The organism is Streptomyces sp. NPDC057616, from assembly GCF_042800575.1.
Lineage (GTDB): Bacteria > Actinomycetota > Actinomycetes > Streptomycetales > Streptomycetaceae > Streptomyces.
Genome location: NZ_JBHVGU010000030.1, coordinates 41,612 through 57,271 on the forward strand (window position 1 = coordinate 41,612; position 15,660 = coordinate 57,271).

The following is a 15,660-nucleotide window of genomic DNA, read 5'->3' on the forward strand; positions in this document are numbered from 1 at the left end:
CCGCGACCCGCTTGACACCGGTCTCCGCGCGGCGGGGTGCGCCGGGGCGGTACGTCCCGTTGTCAATGCCGCGTGAGCTGGCTCTCCGTCCTCCGGCGACCGTCGTGAGGCCCCGGAAACACCCCTCCGGAAGACCCGTGCGCGACGCCCCCATCTGCTCCGATTGAACGCGTTCAAGGGCCTGTTGACCCCCGAAAAGCTCAACCGGCGCTCATTTCGTGCTTCCACGAGGCGGAATTCCTTGTGAAGAACTTCACGAACTTCGTCGGCGGGGCGTCGCCGAGAGGCCCCGAAAGGCCCCTCGGACACGCTCATAAGCTATCCGACCTGCTCGTCCGAGAGCTACTGATGGGTAATAAAGAGACCTACGCCACCGACCACGCGATGCCGTCGAGGATGTCGTGTTCACTCACCACGACCTCCTCGGCGCCGGTCCGCTCCATGATCGAGAGCAGCACGAGGGCGCCCGCCGCGATGACGTCGACGCGCCCCGGGTGCATGGAGGGGACGGCCGCGCGCTCGGCGTGGGTGGAGTGCAGCAGCCACTCGGTGATCTCGCGGACCTTCTCGCGCGAGACGCGGGAGTGGTGGATGCGCTCCGAGTCGTACTCGGGCAGCTCCTGCGCGATCGCCGACACGGTCGTCACCGATCCCGCGAGCCCCACCAGCGTGCGCGCCTCGCGCAGCGGGACGGTCTCCTCGGCGAGGTCGAGGGCTTGCTCGATGTCGGCCCGCATGGCCGCGATCTGCTCCTCGGTGGGCGGGTCGGTGACGGCGCCGTCCCGGACGAGGTGGCGCTCGGTCATCCGCACACAGCCGACGTCGACCGAGCGCGCCGCGCGCACATGGTCGTCGCCGACGACGAACTCGGTGGAGCCGCCGCCGATGTCGACGACGAGGTACGGCCTGGCCATCGCGTCGCCGCCGGCCAGCTCCTTGGTCGCGCCGGTGAAGGAGTGCTCCGCCTCCTGCTCGCCGGAGACGACCTCGGGCTCGACGCCGAGGATGTCCACGACGCCGCGGACGAAGTCCTCGCGGTTGGAGGCGTCCCGGGAGGCCGAGGTGGCCACGAACCGCACCTTGGCGGCGCCGAGTTCGCGGATCACCTCCGCGTACGTCCGGCAGGCGGCGAAGGTGCGCTCCAGCGCCTCCGGGGCGAGCCGCCCCGTACGGTCCACGTCCTGCCCGAGCCGCACGATCGTCATGCGCCGGTCGAGCTCCAGCAGCTCACCGGTGGCCGGGTTCACGTCGGCGACCAGCAGCCGGATGGAGTTGGTGCCGCAGTCGACGGCGGCGACGCGGGTGAACCCGGCGGGCACCAGCGGGGTCTCGGCGAAGAAGCCGCTGCGGATCGCGGTGGGGTCCGCCACCTCGCCCTCCTCGCCGGGGTGTTCGTCCGCCGGGTCCGGCGCGGCGAGCGGCTGCACGCACGGGCCCTTGCGCCACCACTCCGGCAGCATCGCGAGGGCCTCGTCGCCCAGGGGGTTCACGCCCGGGCCCGCGGCCAGGGAGTGGCCGACCAGCACGTGCAGGCACTTCACCCGGTCCGGCATGCCGCCCGCGCTCGGGAAGCCCTCCAGGACCTCGATGGCGTCGCGGCGGGCGATGTAGTCCTCGTGCGCGGCGCGGTAGGCGGCGGCCAGCTCCGGGTCGGTCTGCAGCCGTTCGGTCATCTCCTTCATGACGCCGTTGGCCTCCAGCGTGCCGATCGCGGAGGCGGCGCGCGGACAGGTCAGGTAGTACGTCGTCGGGAAGGGCGTGCCGTCGGGCAGCCGCGGCGCGGTCTCGACGACGTCCGGCTGCCCGCACGGGCAGCGGTGCGCGATGGCGCGCAGCCCGCGCGGCGGCCGCCCGAGCTGCTGCTTGAAGGCGTCGACGTCCGCGGCGGTGGGCTCGGTGCGCGGGGTGGGCGGCGGGGGCGTTTCCATGCCTGTCTTTCTGCTTGTTCAGCGGTTCACCGGCGAGGGCGCCGGCGCACCGGTCGGAGGCGTCGGGTCACCGGCCGGCGGCGTCCGACTTGTCGACGTCGTCCCAGACGTTGGTGTACCAGGGGCGGTCGGCCGCCCCCAGTTCGGACCGCGACTGCTTGGCCGCGTTGGGGTCGATGACGATGTAGCCGGTCTCGCCCGGCATCACATAGTGCAGCCGCTGCCGGATCTGCTGCTCGGCGTAGGAGTCGTCCTGCCAGCGCGCCTTGAGGTCGCGCAGCTGCTCGACCCGCTCCCGGGCCTGCTGCTTCTGGCGCTGGAGGTCGGCGATCTGGGAGCGCTGGGAGACGTACTGCCTTATGGGATAGGCGAGGGCCACGACCAGCGAGCACACGACCAGGGCGAGCAGGGCCGCGCGACCGGTCAGCCGCGAGCGGCGGGCCTGCCGCTTGGTCTGGGAGCGGTAGACACGGGCCGCCGTCTGCTCGCCGAGCAGCTTGATCCTGGTCGCGGTCGAGAACCGGTCCCGGTCCTTCACGGCCATGTCCCCGCCTCCCGGTCACACGTGCGTACGTCCCCGCACACGGTACGGGACCGGTACGGGGACGTACGTACGACTGGCGAGGGCTTGACTCCGAAGGGTCCCGAAGGACCCCCGAAGTTGGTCAGCCCTTGAAGCGGGGGAAGGCGCTGCGGCCCGCGTAGACCGCGGCGTCGTCGAGGATCTCCTCGATGCGCAGCAGCTGGTTGTACTTGGCGACGCGCTCGGAGCGGGCCGGGGCGCCGGTCTTGATCTGGCCGCAGTTGGTGGCGACGGCGAGGTCGGCGATGGTGACGTCCTCGGTCTCGCCGGAGCGGTGGGACATCATGCACTTGAAGCCGTTGCGCTGGGCCAGCTCCACGGCGTCCAGGGTCTCGGTCAGCGAGCCGATCTGGTTGACCTTGACGAGCAGTGCGTTGGCGGCGCCGTCGTCGATGCCGCGGGCCAGGCGCTCCGGGTTGGTGACGAACAGGTCGTCGCCGACGATCTGCACCTTGTCGCCCAGCTTGTCGGTGAGGACCTTCCAGCCGGCCCAGTCGTCCTCGAACAGCGGGTCCTCGACGGAGACGAGCGGGTAGGCCGCCACGAGCTCCTCGTAGTACTCCGTCATCTCGGCGGCGGAGCGCTCCTTGCCCTCGAAGAGGTACTTGCCGTCCTTGTAGAACTCGGAGGCGGCGACGTCGAGCGCGAGGGCGATCTGCTCGCCGGGGGCGTAACCGGCTTCCTTGATGGCCTCGAGGATGAGGTCCAGGGCCTCGCGGTTGGAGCCGAGGTTCGGGGCGAAGCCGCCCTCGTCGCCGAGGCCGGTGGCCAGGCCCTTGCTCTTCAGCACCTTCTTGAGGGTGTGGTAGACCTCGGTGCCCCAGCGCAGCGCCTCGGAGAAGGACTCCGCGCCGATCGGGGCGATCATGAACTCCTGGATGTCCACGTTGGAGTCGGCGTGCGAGCCGCCGTTCAGGATGTTCATCATCGGCACGGGGAGCAGGTGCGCGTTCGGGCCGCCGAGGTAGCGGAAGAGCGGGAGGTCGCTGGCCTCGGAGGCGGCGTGGGCGACGGCCAGGGAGACGCCGAGGATGGCGTTGGCGCCGAGCGAGCCCTTGTTGTCGGTGGCGTCCAGGTCGAACATCGCCTGGTCGATCAGGCGCTGCTCGGTGGCGTCGTAGCCGACCAGCTCCGGGCCGATCTGCTCGATCACGGCGAGGACGGCCTTCTCGACACCCTTGCCCTGGTAGCGGTTGGGGTCGCCGTCGCGGAGCTCGATGGCCTCGAAGGCGCCCGTGGAGGCGCCGGACGGGACGGCGGCACGACCCGTGCTGCCGTCGTCGAGGCCGACCTCGACCTCGACCGTGGGGTTGCCTCGGGAGTCCAGGATTTCCCGGGCTACGACGACGTCGATGGACGGCACGAGCATCTCCTTCATGGATGTGACGCGGCTACGGCAGTAGCGCGGTGGCTCTGCGAGACGAGCCTAACCGCCCGGGGCCGATCGGCCAGCCGGTCGCCCACCCCTTGAGCAGAACCGAGAGTAAATTGTTTCCGAACGGAACAAAAACCCGCACGAAAGCACGCGCGCACGCGCACGAAAGAACCCCGCCCCGGTGCGTACGGGGGAACACGCACCGAGGCGGGGAGACCGTGGGGACGGGGGCGGCCCCTCACGTGTCCTCCATGCTGGAGGACACGGCTGTCAGGGCGCTGTGGTCCGGCTACCGGCCCGCTGTCACTTGAGGTGCAGCTGCTGGCCCGGGTAGATCAGGTTGGCGTCCTGGACGATGTCCTTGTTCAGCTTGAACAGCTTCGACCAGCCGCCGGCCACGTGGTGCTTGGTGGCGATGGAGCTCAGGGTGTCGCCCTTGACGACCTTGTACTCGCCGTCGCCCTTCTTGACCTTCTTGCCGGTCGGGGTGGTGACGGTCTTCTGCGACTTCGCGGCCGGGCGCTCGGAGGAGCGGGAGGCGGCCTGCGACTCGGAGTGGGTGGTGGTGCTCGGCTTCGAGGCGGCGGCGCCGTTGTAGGCGGCGCCGGACAGGCCCGTGCCGCAGACCGGCCAGGCGCCCTTGCCCTGGGCGGCGAGAACCTTCTCGGCGACGGCTATCTGCTGCGCCTTGCTGGCCTGGTTGGCCTGCGGGGCGTAGGCGGTGCCGCCGTACGCGGCCCAGGTGGAGGCGGAGAACTGCAGACCGCCGTAGTAGCCGTTGCCGGTGTTGATGGACCAGTTGCCGCCCGACTCGCACTGGGCGACCTTGTCCCACTCGGAGGCGGTCGCGGCGGAGGCGTTGCCCGCTGCCATCAGCGGGGCGGCGATGGCGACACCGGTGAGGCCGGCGAACGCGGCGGCCCTGGTGGCCTTGGAAGGACGACGGTGCTTGCCCTGGCGGGAAAACAGCATGGTTGATCCCCTCACCGACGCCTGCGAGGTGAGCTGTCGGGTTCGGGCCGGTTGAGTTGCCCGGTCGTGCCTCGCTCTCGCTCGGCACGGCTACACCCCAAGCCGCCACCGGCAACTTCCCGGTGGGGCACTTACCTTGGGTCCCCCGCTCCTGCCTACGGCGCATGACGCGACGACTGTTCCCGTACGGCCGCTGGCAGGATTCGGCGTTGCGGCAGACGGGGCTCGTGTTGACGAGCGGTGTAGACCGTAGACACGCGATCCGCGGAAATTCAAAGACGATCAGGGCTTCTGAGACTCATCCCACACTTTCACCAAACCGGACATTCCGCGGCGAAATGTGACGTGAACTCCCGTTAATTTTCGCCCTATTCGCTACCGAGACGCAGGGTCTGACCGGCCGAGATCTGGTTCGGGTCGCTGCCGATGGCCTTCTTGTTCGCGTCGTAGAGCGCGCGCCATCCGCCGCGCACGTCACGGGAGTCGGCGATGGACGCGAGGGTGTCGCCGGCGCGGACGGTGTAGGTGCCGGCCGCGTGGCCGTCGGTCTCGGTCTCGTCGGCGCTCGCGCCGCGATGACGGCCGCTGCCGAGCGCACCGGTGTCGACCAGACTCCAAGAGCCCGCGGACTGCTGCGAGTTGTCCGAGTCGTCCGTCTTCGCCCGCTCGGTGGGGGAGCTTTCGCCCCCCTGCGAGGCGCTCGGGACGCGACGGGACGGGGAGTCGGACGGCGAGGCAGATGCAGTAGATTCGGCCGAGTTGTCCGTCTTGTCGGTGGAGGTCGAGGGGGACGGGCTGGAGGACGAGTCCAGGAGGGAACCGCCGGACGAATCCGACGAAGACGACTCACCGGAGGAGTCGGACGAGGAGTTGCCCGAGGAGTTGGACAGACCGAAGGAGCTGCCGGAGTCGCCGGAGTCGGACGAGTCACTGCCGCCGCCCAGCACCCCGGTGTCGATGTCCGCCGAGTCGGAGTCCTTGCTCAGCCCGGTGGTCAGGCCGCAGGTGCGGAACGCGCCCACGCCCTGGTCCGCCAGGACCTTCTGGGCGACGGCTATCTGCTGGTTGCGGCTGGCGAGGTCGGGCCGGGTCGCGTAGTCGAGACCGCCGTACTTGTCCCAGTCGTCCTGGCTCAGCTGCAGGCCGCCGTAGAGACCGTTGCCGCTGTCCTGGCTCCAGGCTCCGCCGGTCTCGCACTGCGCCACCTTGTCCCAGGTGCTGCCGCCGTCGGCGGCGCTCGCGCCGGATGCGGCGAGCAGCGGGATGGCGATCGCGGAGCCGGTCACCCCGGCCGCGACGATGATGGCGGGAGCCTGACGGGGGCGACGGTGTCGACCGTTCCCGGAGAGCATGCAGAGGCCTTTCGGAGACAGCATTGACCGGCGCGGCGCAGGATCTGGGCAGCGCACTGGTGGGTGAACGTATCGGCTGACGATCACTTGTCACAAGTTAATGCCGCGTAGATCACGTGAAGATCACATAGTTGAAGGCGTGTCATCTTTGACCGGTTCAAGGCGGCGGCGCGAGCGCCGGCCGGTCCCGATACCGTCGTGCCGTGAACGTCCCGAACTCCGCACCCGAACTCTTCACCTGGGAGTTCGCCTCGGACCCTTATCCGGCCTACGCCTGGCTGCGCGAGCACTCCCCCGTCCACCGGACGAAGCTGCCCAGCGGGGTCGAGGCGTGGCTGGTCACCCGCTACGCCGACGCACGTCAGGCGCTCGCCGACGGGCGGCTGTCGAAGAACCCCGACCACCACGCCGAGGACGCGCAGGGCAAGAGCCGGACCGGCATCCCGGGCGAGCGCAGCGCCAACCTGATGACGCATCTGCTCAACATCGACCCGCCGGACCACACCCGGCTGCGCCGTCTCGTCTCCAAGGCGTTCACCCCGCGCCGGGTGGCCGAGTTCACGCCCCGGGTGCAGGAGTTGACGGACGACCTCATCGACCGGTTCGCGGCGCGGGGCGAGGCCGACCTGATCCACGAGTTCGCCTTCCCCCTGCCCATCCACGCCATCTGCGACCTGCTCGGGGTGCCGCGCGAGGACCAGGACGACTTCCGGGACTGGGCGGGGATGATGATCCGGCACGGCGGCGGACCGCGCGGCGGGGTCGCCCGCTCGGTGAAGAAGATCCGCGGCTATCTCGCGGAGCTCATCCACCGCAAGCGCGGCGACCTCGGCGAGGACCTGATCTCCGGCCTCATCCGCGCCTCCGACCACGGCGAGCACCTCACCGAGAACGAGGCCGCCGCGATGTGCTTCGTGCTCCTGTTCGCCGGCTTCGAGACGACCATCAACCTCATCGGCAACGGCATGTACGCGCTGCTGCGCAACCCCGGGCAGCGGGCCCTGCTCCAGGAGTCCGTCGAGCGGGGCGAGACGGAACTGCTGGACACCGGCCTGGAGGAACTGCTCCGCTACGACGGCCCCGTGGAGCTGGCCACCTGGCGCTTCGCCACCGAACCCCTCACCATCGGCGGGCAGTCCATCGCCACCGGCGACCCCGTGCTGGTCGTCCTCGCGGCGGCGGACCGCGACCCGGCCCGCTTCACCGGGCCGGACACCCTCGACCTGGCCCGCCGCGACAACCAGCACCTCGGCTACGGCCACGGCATCCACTACTGCCTCGGCGCCCCCCTGGCCCGGCTGGAGGCCCGGACCGCGCTGGAGACGCTGCTGCGCCGCCTGCCCGACCTCGAACTCGCCGCCGACCCGGCCGACCTGCGCTGGCGCGGCGGGCTCATCATGCGAGGGCTGCGGGAGCTGCCCGTGCGCTTCACCCCTGGCTGACGGGCCCGTCCCGGCGGGCGCCGTCCTCGGTCCGCCTGATCGCGTCGCGGTAGGCGCGGGCCGCCGCGCGCAGTGCCGCCTCCGGGTCCACGCCCTCGGACTCGGCGCGGACCGCCAGGGCCAGCAGCTCGTAGCCGATGCCCTCGGACCGGGGCAGGGGGACGTCCAGGCCCGCCGTCCGGGTACGGGAGGCCAGCTTCGCGGCGAGGGCCAGGCCCGGCTGGCCCAGGGGGACGCCCTCGGTGACCGAGGTGCGCTGCTTCTCCACCGCCTTGGTGCGCAGCCAGTGCTCCTTGACCTCCTCGGGCGTCGAGGCGGTCTCGTCCCCGAAGACATGGGGGTGGCGGTGGATGAGCTTGGCGACGATGCCGGCGGCGACGTCGTCGACGGAGAAGGGCGCGTCCGGGTCCTCCTCGGCGATACGGGAGTGGAAGACCACCTGGAGCAGGACGTCGCCGAGCTCCTCGCGCAGTTCGTCGCGGTCGCCGTCCTCGATCGCCTCGACGAGTTCGTAGGCCTCCTCGATGCCGTACTTCGCCAGGCCCTTGTGGGTCTGGCGGGAGGACCACGGGCACTCGGCGCGGATGCGGTCCATGACCTGGACGAGGTCGAGCAGGCGGGCGCCCGGCAGGTCGTAGGAGGCGGGGAGCAGCTCCAGCTCCGGCATCCGCACGCGACCGGAGCCCGCGAGGCGCGCCAGGCCGTCGGTGAGCGCGGGCTCGCCCTCGCCCGTCGCCACGACCACGACCGTGTGCCCGCCCTCGCACGCGCCGACCAGCTCCTCGGCGGTGGGCGCGTCCTCGGCGACCGCTATGCCGGCCTCGCGCAGATACGGCAGCTGCGGATGCGCGCCGTCCGCGCACAGCACGCGGTCGGCGGCGTGCAGGGCCTGCCAGGCGGGCCAGGACAGCAGGCCGGGTGCGACTCGGTGGCTGGTGGTGAGCAGGACGATGCGGCCGGGAGACTCCGCGGAGCTGGTTGCGTGCACGATCCGAACGTAACCCACGCCACCGACCGCACCGCGGGTTGTCCACAGGCAGGGGGTTACGCCGGCTGCTGCTGCGTCCCGGTCGTCGTGACCTCGCGCACCCATGGCGTCTTGGCGTCGACGCGGCTGCTCTGCTGGACGTCCCAGGCGCCGTAGCGCGGGTTCAGGTCGACGTGCAGCTCCTTGGACGCCTTGGACAGGGCGTTCCAGAAGGGCGGCTTGCTGGTGTCGGTGCCAAGGCTCTGCGCGAGCTTCTGCGCCTCCAGCTGGAGGCGGAGGTTGTCGTCCAGGCGGCCGGGCGCGACGCCGTACTGCTGGAGCCAGGCCGTCTCGAGCGCCTTGGCGCCGCCGACCTGCTGTTCCAGGCCGGTGCGCATCTGCTGGATCTCCTTGGGCGTGACCGTGATGTCCGCGTCCTGGGCGGCCCGGTGCAGCACCCGGTCGAGCACCATGCTGTGCAGGGTGTCGCGGGTCAGGGAGCTGGTCTGCGAGACGGCCTGCTGGTACTGGGCGTCGTCCTTGACGGCCGCGCGCTGCGCCGTGCGCACCTCGTTCACCCGGTTCTCCAGCTGTGCCACGGTGATCCGCTGTCCGCCGACCACGGCGGCCGCGCCGGGATGCGCGTCGCTTCCGCATGCGGTGAGCAGGGGAGCCGCGGCGGCGATCGCGGCGGTGAGGACGAGCGCGGAGCGACGGCGGCGGTGCAAGGAAGCCTCCCGAGGAGATTGTGCGACGGTGCACAAAGTCTTGCGGTGATCGATGGTATGCAGCGGCCAGGCTCTGGCCAACCCATTCGACCAACGATTCACCGCGACTTCGGGCACCGTCCCCTCCCCCGACGCGTGCACGCGCGCGTGCGGGCGTCAGCCCGTGATGGCCACCGGCCCGTCCCAGGCGTCGCGGTCCACGGTGATCGTGTAGCCGTTGCGCGTCTCCTTGCTGTTGACCAGGTACTGGTGGCCGCGGCTGTGGTCCGTGAACTGGGTCGCGCCGAACGGCCAGTCCGCGGTCGTGGTGTTCTGCTTGTCCCACAGCGCGTACCAGAGGTTGCCCGGCAGGTCCGTCTTGTCGGTGGCGTTGGCGATCGCCTTGGCGCTGGAGCTGGTGAAGCCGTAGTAGCCCGCGCGGTACACCTTGACGCGCAGCTCCTTGTCGAAGGCGCGGACATAGGTGAGCACGGCGTTGTTGCACGACGTGTTCGTGATGTCGTACGACTCCATGTCCAGGTAGATCGGGCTGCCGGCCTTCATGCCGAGCGCCGAGGCCTTCGAGACGGCGTCGTCGGCGTCGCTCCTGCCCAGCGTGGAGGCCGTGGTGGCGGTGAGCTTCTCCGGGTTGGAGCCGGACTGGCAGGGCGGCTGCGCGCCGACGTAGATCGGGATGAGCTTCCAGCCGGCCGTGGCGACCGACTTCACCCAGGAGGCGGTGAGGTTGGGCTGCGAGCAGCCGCGGTTCTTCCCGCCGACGTAGACGGCGGCGGCGCCGTAGAGGCCGCCGTGCCACGCCTTCATGGCGGAGAGGGAGGGCGCGGCGCAGGTGTCGAAGGCGCGGCCGGTGTAGGTCTTCTGCGCGGGCCAGGTGGTGGCGGCCATGGAGGACTGCGCGGCGAGCCCGGCTCCGGCGACGACGGCGGCACCAGCGGCGCCCCACGTGATGTATCTGCGCTTCTTCGACTGCCGATGCCCGGCCATGAATACCCCACCCCTGGTTGTGCGTTGCGCGGCGAAAACGAACCGCAACCTATCCCGCGCCGGTCAAGCGTTCGGGAAACGCAAACCCCTGAAGATCACAAGAGTCCCCCAGGGAACGGCAAAACCTAGCCGCGCACCTGTCCCAGCCACTGCAGCGTCCGGCGGACCTCCACCGCGAGCGGGTGGCCGGGGCCGCGCAGTCGCTCCACGTCCATCAGCAGGCGGGCCAGGGTGTCGTGGGCGGCCGGGCGGTCGCCGAGGGCGAGCAGCAGCAGGCCGATGCGGCGGCGGACGTCGTGGGAGAGCTCGGGGTCGCCGGCCACGTACTGGTTCTCGTAGTACGGCAGCAGCGCGCGGTACTCGGCCAAAGCGGCCGCCGGTTCGCCCAGGGACTCCAGGCACTGGGCGGCCTCGTAGCGGAAGCGGAGCGACTGGGGGTCGGCCTGGCCGGCCTCGGCGGCGCGCTCGTCGGCGAGGCGGCGCAGCTCGGGCAGCGCGCGGCGGTACTGGCCGTCGTCCATGAGGGTCGCGGCGTACTGCTTGCGCAGCGTGCGGACCACCGGCGAGTGCTCGCCGTGCTGTTCGGCGGCGGCGGGCAGGATCGCGCCGAGGATGTCGACGGCCTGGGTGATGCGGCCCTCGCCCAGCAGGCGCTTGACCTCGTCGACGGCACGGGCGACGTCCGGCTTCTCGGCCTTCTCCACCGCCGGTGCGACCGGGGCGGGCTGGGGCGCGGGCGTGCGGGCGCGATCCGGCCAGGGTGCGTGCGGACGCAGGAAGGGACGCGTGGGGTCCAGCGGCGCGCCCGTGGGCGTCCCGCGCGCGGGCAGGAGCAGCTCCAGGTGCTCGTAGACCTCCTGCGCGGAGGCCGGGCGGTGCAGCGGGTCCTTGGCGAGCAGCCGCAGCACGAGCGCCTCGAGGGCCTCGGGCACCTCGGGGCGCAGCCGGCGCACGGGCACCGGCGGCTCGTACAGGTGCCGGTGCAGCACACCGAGCGCCGTCGAGCCCGCGAACGGGACGTCGCCGCTGAGGAGTTCGTGCAGCAGCACACCGAGCGCGTACAGGTCGGTGTACGGGCCGACCGCGCCGCCCATGGCCTGCTCGGGCGCCATGTAGGCGGGCGAGCCGATGGGCGAGCCGGTGTGGGTCAGGCGCGTGGTGTCGGTGTCCATCACCGAGGCGACGCCGAGGTCGAGAACCGTGACGGTGCCGTCCTGCTTCACCATCACGTTCCGCGGCTTGAGGTCGCGGTGGACGATCGGCACGGCGTGCACGGCGCTGAGCACCGCGCACAGCTGCGCGACGACCGCGACCGCCCACTGCCAGGGGTAGGGGTCGTGCTCGGCGAGGTGGTCGGAGAGGTCGGCGCCGTCGACGTACTGCATGACGAGGAACAGCTCCTCGCCCTCGCTGCCCGCGTCGTGCACCGTGACCAGGCCCGGGTGGTCGACCTGCGCGGTCACCCGGCACTCGCGCACGAAGCGGCGGCGCAGCTCGTCGGCCTCCTGGCCCGCCACCTTGTCGGGGCGCAGCAGCTTCACCGCCACGCGCCGGTCGAGCCGCTGGTCGTAGGCCGTCCACACCTGGCCCATGCCGCCCTGCCCGATGAGCGTGGACAGCGCATACCGGCCGGCGACGACACGCCCTGTCGTCACGCTCACCTTCCGCCCTCAGGGTTGCCGGGGTGCTTGCGCAAGTAGTCGCTGAGCTCGTCGAGTTCCGCGCGCACCTGGTCGATACGGGCGGGGGCGGGGCGCTGCGGCGGAGGGGGCGGCACGGGCGTGTGGGGCCCGGGGGCGGGCACGGGGCCGGCCGGCGTCTGCGGGACGGTGGCCGCGTACGGCGACGGGGGCTGCGGGTAGCCGTAGCCCATGCCGTGGGCCGGGGGCGCCGCGTAGCCGGCGGGGTAGGGCCGGAAGTGGCGTATGTCCGCGTACAGGTAGTAGCCCGCGCAGGCCGCGGCGTTGAGCAGCAGGATGATCATGCCCGCGTTGCCCTTGGGCGTGCTGAAGTCGTCGGTGTTGTCGGTGGCGAGCAGGCCGAAACTGACGCCGAGGACCGCCAGCGAACCGCCGAAGACCCACCAGTCGCCGCGCTTGCGGGTCACGATCGCGGCCCGCAGCGTGGCCACCCAGGACAGGAACCCGATGCTGAGGATCGCCACCGCCACGAAGATCACGCGCAGCAGGACCAGCACCCCGGTCGAGGGTCGACGCTGCGGCGGCGGGGCATAGCCGGGGCCCTGCATGGCTGCTCCTGGGGACCTGATGGGACGAACACAGATGCTGTGTCCGAGCGTATAGGCCGACAAGGACAACCGGTCACGGGTTGTACCGAACCGTTGTCCGGCTCAGTCCGGCGCGACCGTCCCGTCCGTCAGCCCGTCGTACATCCCGCGTACGAGCTGCTCCCCCAGCCGGCCCGCCTGTCTGAGGGCGCGCTCGAACTCGTCGAGGGCACGGAAGCGGGCGCCGTAGCGGCGCTGTTCGTCCAGCGGGAGCCGGGGCAGCTGGAGGCGGCGCACGTCGAGACGGGTGGCCGTGGACGCATAACTGCTGGCCTGGCGGTTGTTGGCGGTGCCGCGCAGGAAGCCGGCGAGGAACCAGGGGTCGAGCGCGGCGGGATCGGGACGCAGCAGCACGAGGTTGCGCCCCAGGGCGGCCCCGCCGGTCGCGTCGTCGATCACGCGCGCCACCGAGCCGCCGCCGAGCACCGGCACGACCACGTCGCCCGATTCGGTCAGCACGGCCTCGTCGTCGCTCTCGGGCAGCGCCCCGGAGGGTGCCGTGCCGGCGAGTACGTCGTGGTCGGTGAGCACGGGCACGCGCGCGTGGCCGCCGGTTCCGCCGGTGCGCATCACCAGGGCTCCCCCGCGCGCGAGTTCGCCGACCGTGGTCAGCGGCCAGCGCGCGGAGGCGGAGCCGGCGGGCGGCGGGGTGAGGTCGGCGGACAGCCGCAGGGTCTCACCGAGGCGTTCGCGTACGGCGGTGAGGGCGCCCGCGCCGTCGGCCGCCGCCGGGGGCGGCAGGTGCCGGGCCGGGGCGAGGTCGACGTCGTCGTCGAGCAGGTCGATGACAGGCAGGGAGCGGGCGAGCCCCGGCCGCTCCTTCAGCGTGCCCGTGCGGTCGTGGGCGCGCCAGGTGTCGAGGACGCTCTCGCGCACCGCCCGCCAGTCGGGCCCGCCGCGCCCCTCGGTGGCGTGCTGTCCGGTGTCCACGAGCAGCAACTCCGGCTGTGCGGGCGCCCGTTCGGGCCGCCGCAGCACCCACAGGTGCAGCGGGATGTTGTACGGCGGCGCCGCCCCGAGGGGCAGCGCGACGACGGCGCGCAGCGCGCCGCGGCGCAGCAGGTCGGCACGGATGCGGCGGCCGGAGCGGCGGGACGCCGCGGCGGGCGGCATGAGGAGCACGGCGGTGCCGCCGTCCCGCAGGCGGGCCAGGGCGTGCTGCACCCAGGCCAGTTCGGACTCGTTGCGGGCCGGGAAGCCGTACTCCCAGCGAGGGTCGTAGGCGAGTTCGTCGTGACCCCAGTTGCGTTCGTTGAACGGCGGATGGCACAGGACGGCGTCGGCGCGCAGGCCGGGGAAGGCGTCGGCGCGCAGCGTGTCGCCCGCGGCGGCGCGCACGGCGGCCGGGGTGTGCAGGGCGAGCCGGAGCGCGGTGAGCACGGCCAGTTCGGGGGCGCTGTCCTGGGCGTACAGCTCCTGGCCGGGGCGGGGGGCGACGGCGCGCAGCAGGGCGCCGGTGCCGCAGGCCGGGTCGAGGAGGGTACGGGCGGGCCCGGCGAGGTCGGCCATCAGACCCGCCAGGTCGGCGGGGGTCAGCGTGTACTGGCGCGGATTGGCGTCGAGGTGCCGGCCCAGCAGGAACTCGAAGGTCTGCCGCGCCCCCGTCTCGGCGGCGAGCTCGGCGACACCGCGCAGGAGGGGTACGGACGGCAGGAGCGGCACGGACGGCAGGAGCGGCACGGACGGCAGGAGCCGGGGCGCGGCCGGGGCATGAACGGCGGGCGGGGTGTTCACAGCGGGCTCCGATCCGAACCGCGGTGCGAGCACCTCCTCCAGCGCCTGGGGCAGCCGCGCGGCCAGCTGCTCGTCCGGGCCCGCGCTCACCTTCAGCCACGCGGTGGGCCGGGCGTGGATGAGCAGCAGGACGCAGGCGGCGTGGGTCAGTGCCGTGACGGGGCCCTCGGGGTGTCCGGCGAGCTGCTGCCAGACCCGCTCCCGCAGCGGGACCTCGGCGAGTTTGCCCTGCTCACGCAGCCACGCCTCCACCTCGGCCAGCGCGAAGGCCGGGCTGGTCTCGGTGCCGCCGACCGGCTTGGGGAAGTCGGCGTGCCGGCGGCGCCAGTTGCTGACGGCGGCGCGGCCGACCCCGGCGAGCCGCGCGATCCCGGCGGCGGTCACCTCTGTCGCGTTGTCCTGCACCGGCGGCTCCCCTCGTCGCCCTCCACCGTGTGTGAGGTGAGCATACCGACGTACGCAAGATCTACGGGTTCACGACCGTGTACATTCCCGAATCCGTGAATCGTGTTGACTCGGTTCACACGCTCTGCTGTTATTGACCCAGCGAACGAGCGGACGCCGAAGGGCGGCGGCCGCTGTCCGAGGGGGGACACAGCCATGGGCATGAAGGGCAAGATCGCGCTGGGCGCCGTCGTGGGGGTCGTGATCATCGGTGTCGCGTCGGCCAACGGCGGCGGGAACGGCGACGGCGGCTCCGGCAAGGACTCCTCGGCGTCCGCCCGGCACAGCACGGGTTCCGGCTCCGGCACGGGTTCCGGCAAGAAGGCGGCCGCCGCGAAGAAGGCCGCTTTCGCCGGCGACGGCGACTTCCGGGTGGGCACGGACGTCAAGCCCGGCACCTACCGCACCACCGGCAACAGCGACGGCATGTGCTACTGGGAGCGGGCCAAGGACGCCAAGGGCGAGATGGACTCGATCCTGGCCAACGACAATGTCAGCGGCACCAGTTACGTCACCGTGAAGGCCACCGACAAGCTCTTCAAGTCCACCGGCTGCAAGGACTGGGAGGCCGTCGGCCTCACGGCCAAGGCCAAGGGCACGCCCGCGGCCCGGATGGCCGGCGACGGCGGGATGTTCAGAGTCGGCTCGGACGTCGCGCCCGGCACCTACCGGTCGACCGGCAACGCGGACGGCTCCTGCTACTGGGAGCGGACCAAGGACGCCGGGCACTCGCTCGGTTCGATCATCGCGAACAACAACGTGACCGGTACGGCCGTCGTCACGATCAGCTCCTCGGACGCCTACTTCAAGACGACCGGCTGCCACGACTGGCAGAAGACCGGCTGACCTCCCACCTCACCTCAC

The 15,660-nt window shown here is 71.8% G+C and carries 13 protein-coding genes, 1 pseudogene and 1 riboswitch; of the genes and pseudogenes, 2 read left to right on the forward strand and 12 right to left on the reverse strand.

Features of this window, described 5'->3' with window-relative positions; translation table 11 throughout:
- Nucleotides 1–365 precede the first annotated feature (365 nt).
- The 6 genes and pseudogenes from ACFU97_RS32005 to ACFU97_RS32030 all read right to left on the reverse strand — a co-directional run bounded on the left by ACFU97_RS32005 (nt 366) and on the right by ACFU97_RS32030 (nt 6,210).
- Nucleotides 366–1,319 (reverse strand): exopolyphosphatase, encoded by a 954-nt coding sequence (locus ACFU97_RS32005; protein ID WP_384263914.1) that lies wholly within the window; start codon nt 1,317–1,319, stop codon nt 366–368.
- A gap of 204 nt (nt 1,320–1,523) precedes the next feature.
- Nucleotides 1,524–1,928, reverse strand: a pseudogene (locus ACFU97_RS32010) (DUF501 domain-containing protein); the annotation flags it as partial.
- A 67-nt stretch (nt 1,929–1,995) separates the two neighbouring features.
- Nucleotides 1,996–2,472 (reverse strand): septum formation initiator family protein, encoded by a 477-nt coding sequence (locus tag ACFU97_RS32015; protein ID WP_384263721.1) that lies wholly within the window; start codon nt 2,470–2,472, stop codon nt 1,996–1,998.
- 121 nt (nt 2,473–2,593) lie between these two features.
- Entirely contained in the window at nt 2,594–3,880 is a 1,287-nt protein-coding gene (eno, locus tag ACFU97_RS32020) for a phosphopyruvate hydratase (RefSeq protein ID WP_384263916.1), read from the reverse strand.
- A 309-nt stretch (nt 3,881–4,189) separates the two neighbouring features.
- Nucleotides 4,190–4,858, reverse strand: coding sequence for a transglycosylase family protein (locus ACFU97_RS32025; protein WP_384263724.1), 669 nt, complete (start codon nt 4,856–4,858; stop codon nt 4,190–4,192).
- 3 nt (nt 4,859–4,861) lie between these two features.
- A riboswitch (cyclic di-AMP (ydaO/yuaA leader) is annotated at nt 4,862–5,031 on the reverse strand.
- Nucleotides 5,032–5,226: 195 nt separating this feature from the next.
- Nucleotides 5,227–6,210, reverse strand: coding sequence for a transglycosylase family protein (locus tag ACFU97_RS32030; protein WP_384263727.1), 984 nt, complete (start codon nt 6,208–6,210; stop codon nt 5,227–5,229).
- 203 nt (nt 6,211–6,413) lie between these two features.
- Between ACFU97_RS32030 and ACFU97_RS32035 the strand changes: the two genes are divergently transcribed.
- Nucleotides 6,414–7,652, forward strand: coding sequence for a cytochrome P450 (locus tag ACFU97_RS32035; RefSeq protein ID WP_384263730.1), 1,239 nt, complete (start codon nt 6,414–6,416; stop codon nt 7,650–7,652).
- Here ACFU97_RS32035 and ACFU97_RS32040 read toward each other — a convergent pair.
- From ACFU97_RS32040 to ACFU97_RS32065, 6 genes are all read right to left on the reverse strand, one after another.
- Nucleotides 7,639–8,640 (reverse strand): nucleoside triphosphate pyrophosphohydrolase, encoded by a 1,002-nt coding sequence (locus tag ACFU97_RS32040; RefSeq protein ID WP_384263733.1) that lies wholly within the window; start codon nt 8,638–8,640, stop codon nt 7,639–7,641. The genes ACFU97_RS32035 and ACFU97_RS32040 overlap by 14 nt on opposite strands.
- Before the next feature lie 56 nt (nt 8,641–8,696).
- Complete coding sequence (locus ACFU97_RS32045) at nt 8,697–9,347, reverse strand: SurA N-terminal domain-containing protein (RefSeq protein WP_384263736.1); 651 nt, start codon at nt 9,345–9,347, stop codon at nt 8,697–8,699.
- A 156-nt stretch (nt 9,348–9,503) separates the two neighbouring features.
- A complete protein-coding gene (locus ACFU97_RS32050; protein ID WP_384263739.1) occupies nt 9,504–10,331 on the reverse strand; it encodes a glycoside hydrolase domain-containing protein in 828 nt (275 codons plus the stop codon).
- 125 nt (nt 10,332–10,456) lie between these two features.
- Nucleotides 10,457–11,950, reverse strand: coding sequence for a protein kinase (locus ACFU97_RS32055; RefSeq protein ID WP_384263919.1), 1,494 nt, complete (start codon nt 11,948–11,950; stop codon nt 10,457–10,459).
- A 38-nt stretch (nt 11,951–11,988) separates the two neighbouring features.
- Nucleotides 11,989–12,579, reverse strand: coding sequence for a hypothetical protein (locus ACFU97_RS32060; protein WP_384263742.1), 591 nt, complete (start codon nt 12,577–12,579; stop codon nt 11,989–11,991).
- 102 nt (nt 12,580–12,681) lie between these two features.
- Nucleotides 12,682–14,757, reverse strand: coding sequence for an N-6 DNA methylase (locus ACFU97_RS32065; RefSeq protein WP_384263744.1), 2,076 nt, complete (start codon nt 14,755–14,757; stop codon nt 12,682–12,684).
- Between the two features lie 195 nt (nt 14,758–14,952).
- On the opposite strand from ACFU97_RS32065, the gene ACFU97_RS32070 reads away from it, so the two are divergent.
- Nucleotides 14,953–15,642 (forward strand): hypothetical protein, encoded by a 690-nt coding sequence (locus ACFU97_RS32070; protein WP_384263747.1) that lies wholly within the window; start codon nt 14,953–14,955, stop codon nt 15,640–15,642.
- The last annotated feature ends 18 nt before the right edge of the window (nt 15,643–15,660 follow it).

What these genes read in the sequence shown, in the direction of transcription:
- ACFU97_RS32060 (WP_384263742.1), bottom strand. Translation starts at nt 12,579, where the DNA reads ATGCAGGGCCCCGGCTATGCCCCGCCGCCGCAGCGTCGACCCTCGACC.
- eno (WP_384263916.1), bottom strand. Translation starts at nt 3,880, where the DNA reads ATGCTCGTGCCGTCCATCGACGTCGTCGTAGCCCGGGAAATCCTGGAC.
- ACFU97_RS32030 (WP_384263727.1), bottom strand. Translation starts at nt 6,210, where the DNA reads ATGCTCTCCGGGAACGGTCGACACCGTCGCCCCCGTCAGGCTCCCGCC.
- ACFU97_RS32015 (WP_384263721.1), bottom strand. Translation starts at nt 2,472, where the DNA reads ATGGCCGTGAAGGACCGGGACCGGTTCTCGACCGCGACCAGGATCAAG.
- ACFU97_RS32070 (WP_384263747.1), top strand. Translation starts at nt 14,953, where the DNA reads ATGGGCATGAAGGGCAAGATCGCGCTGGGCGCCGTCGTGGGGGTCGTG.
- ACFU97_RS32025 (WP_384263724.1), bottom strand. Translation starts at nt 4,858, where the DNA reads ATGCTGTTTTCCCGCCAGGGCAAGCACCGTCGTCCTTCCAAGGCCACC.
- ACFU97_RS32050 (WP_384263739.1), bottom strand. Translation starts at nt 10,331, where the DNA reads ATGGCCGGGCATCGGCAGTCGAAGAAGCGCAGATACATCACGTGGGGC.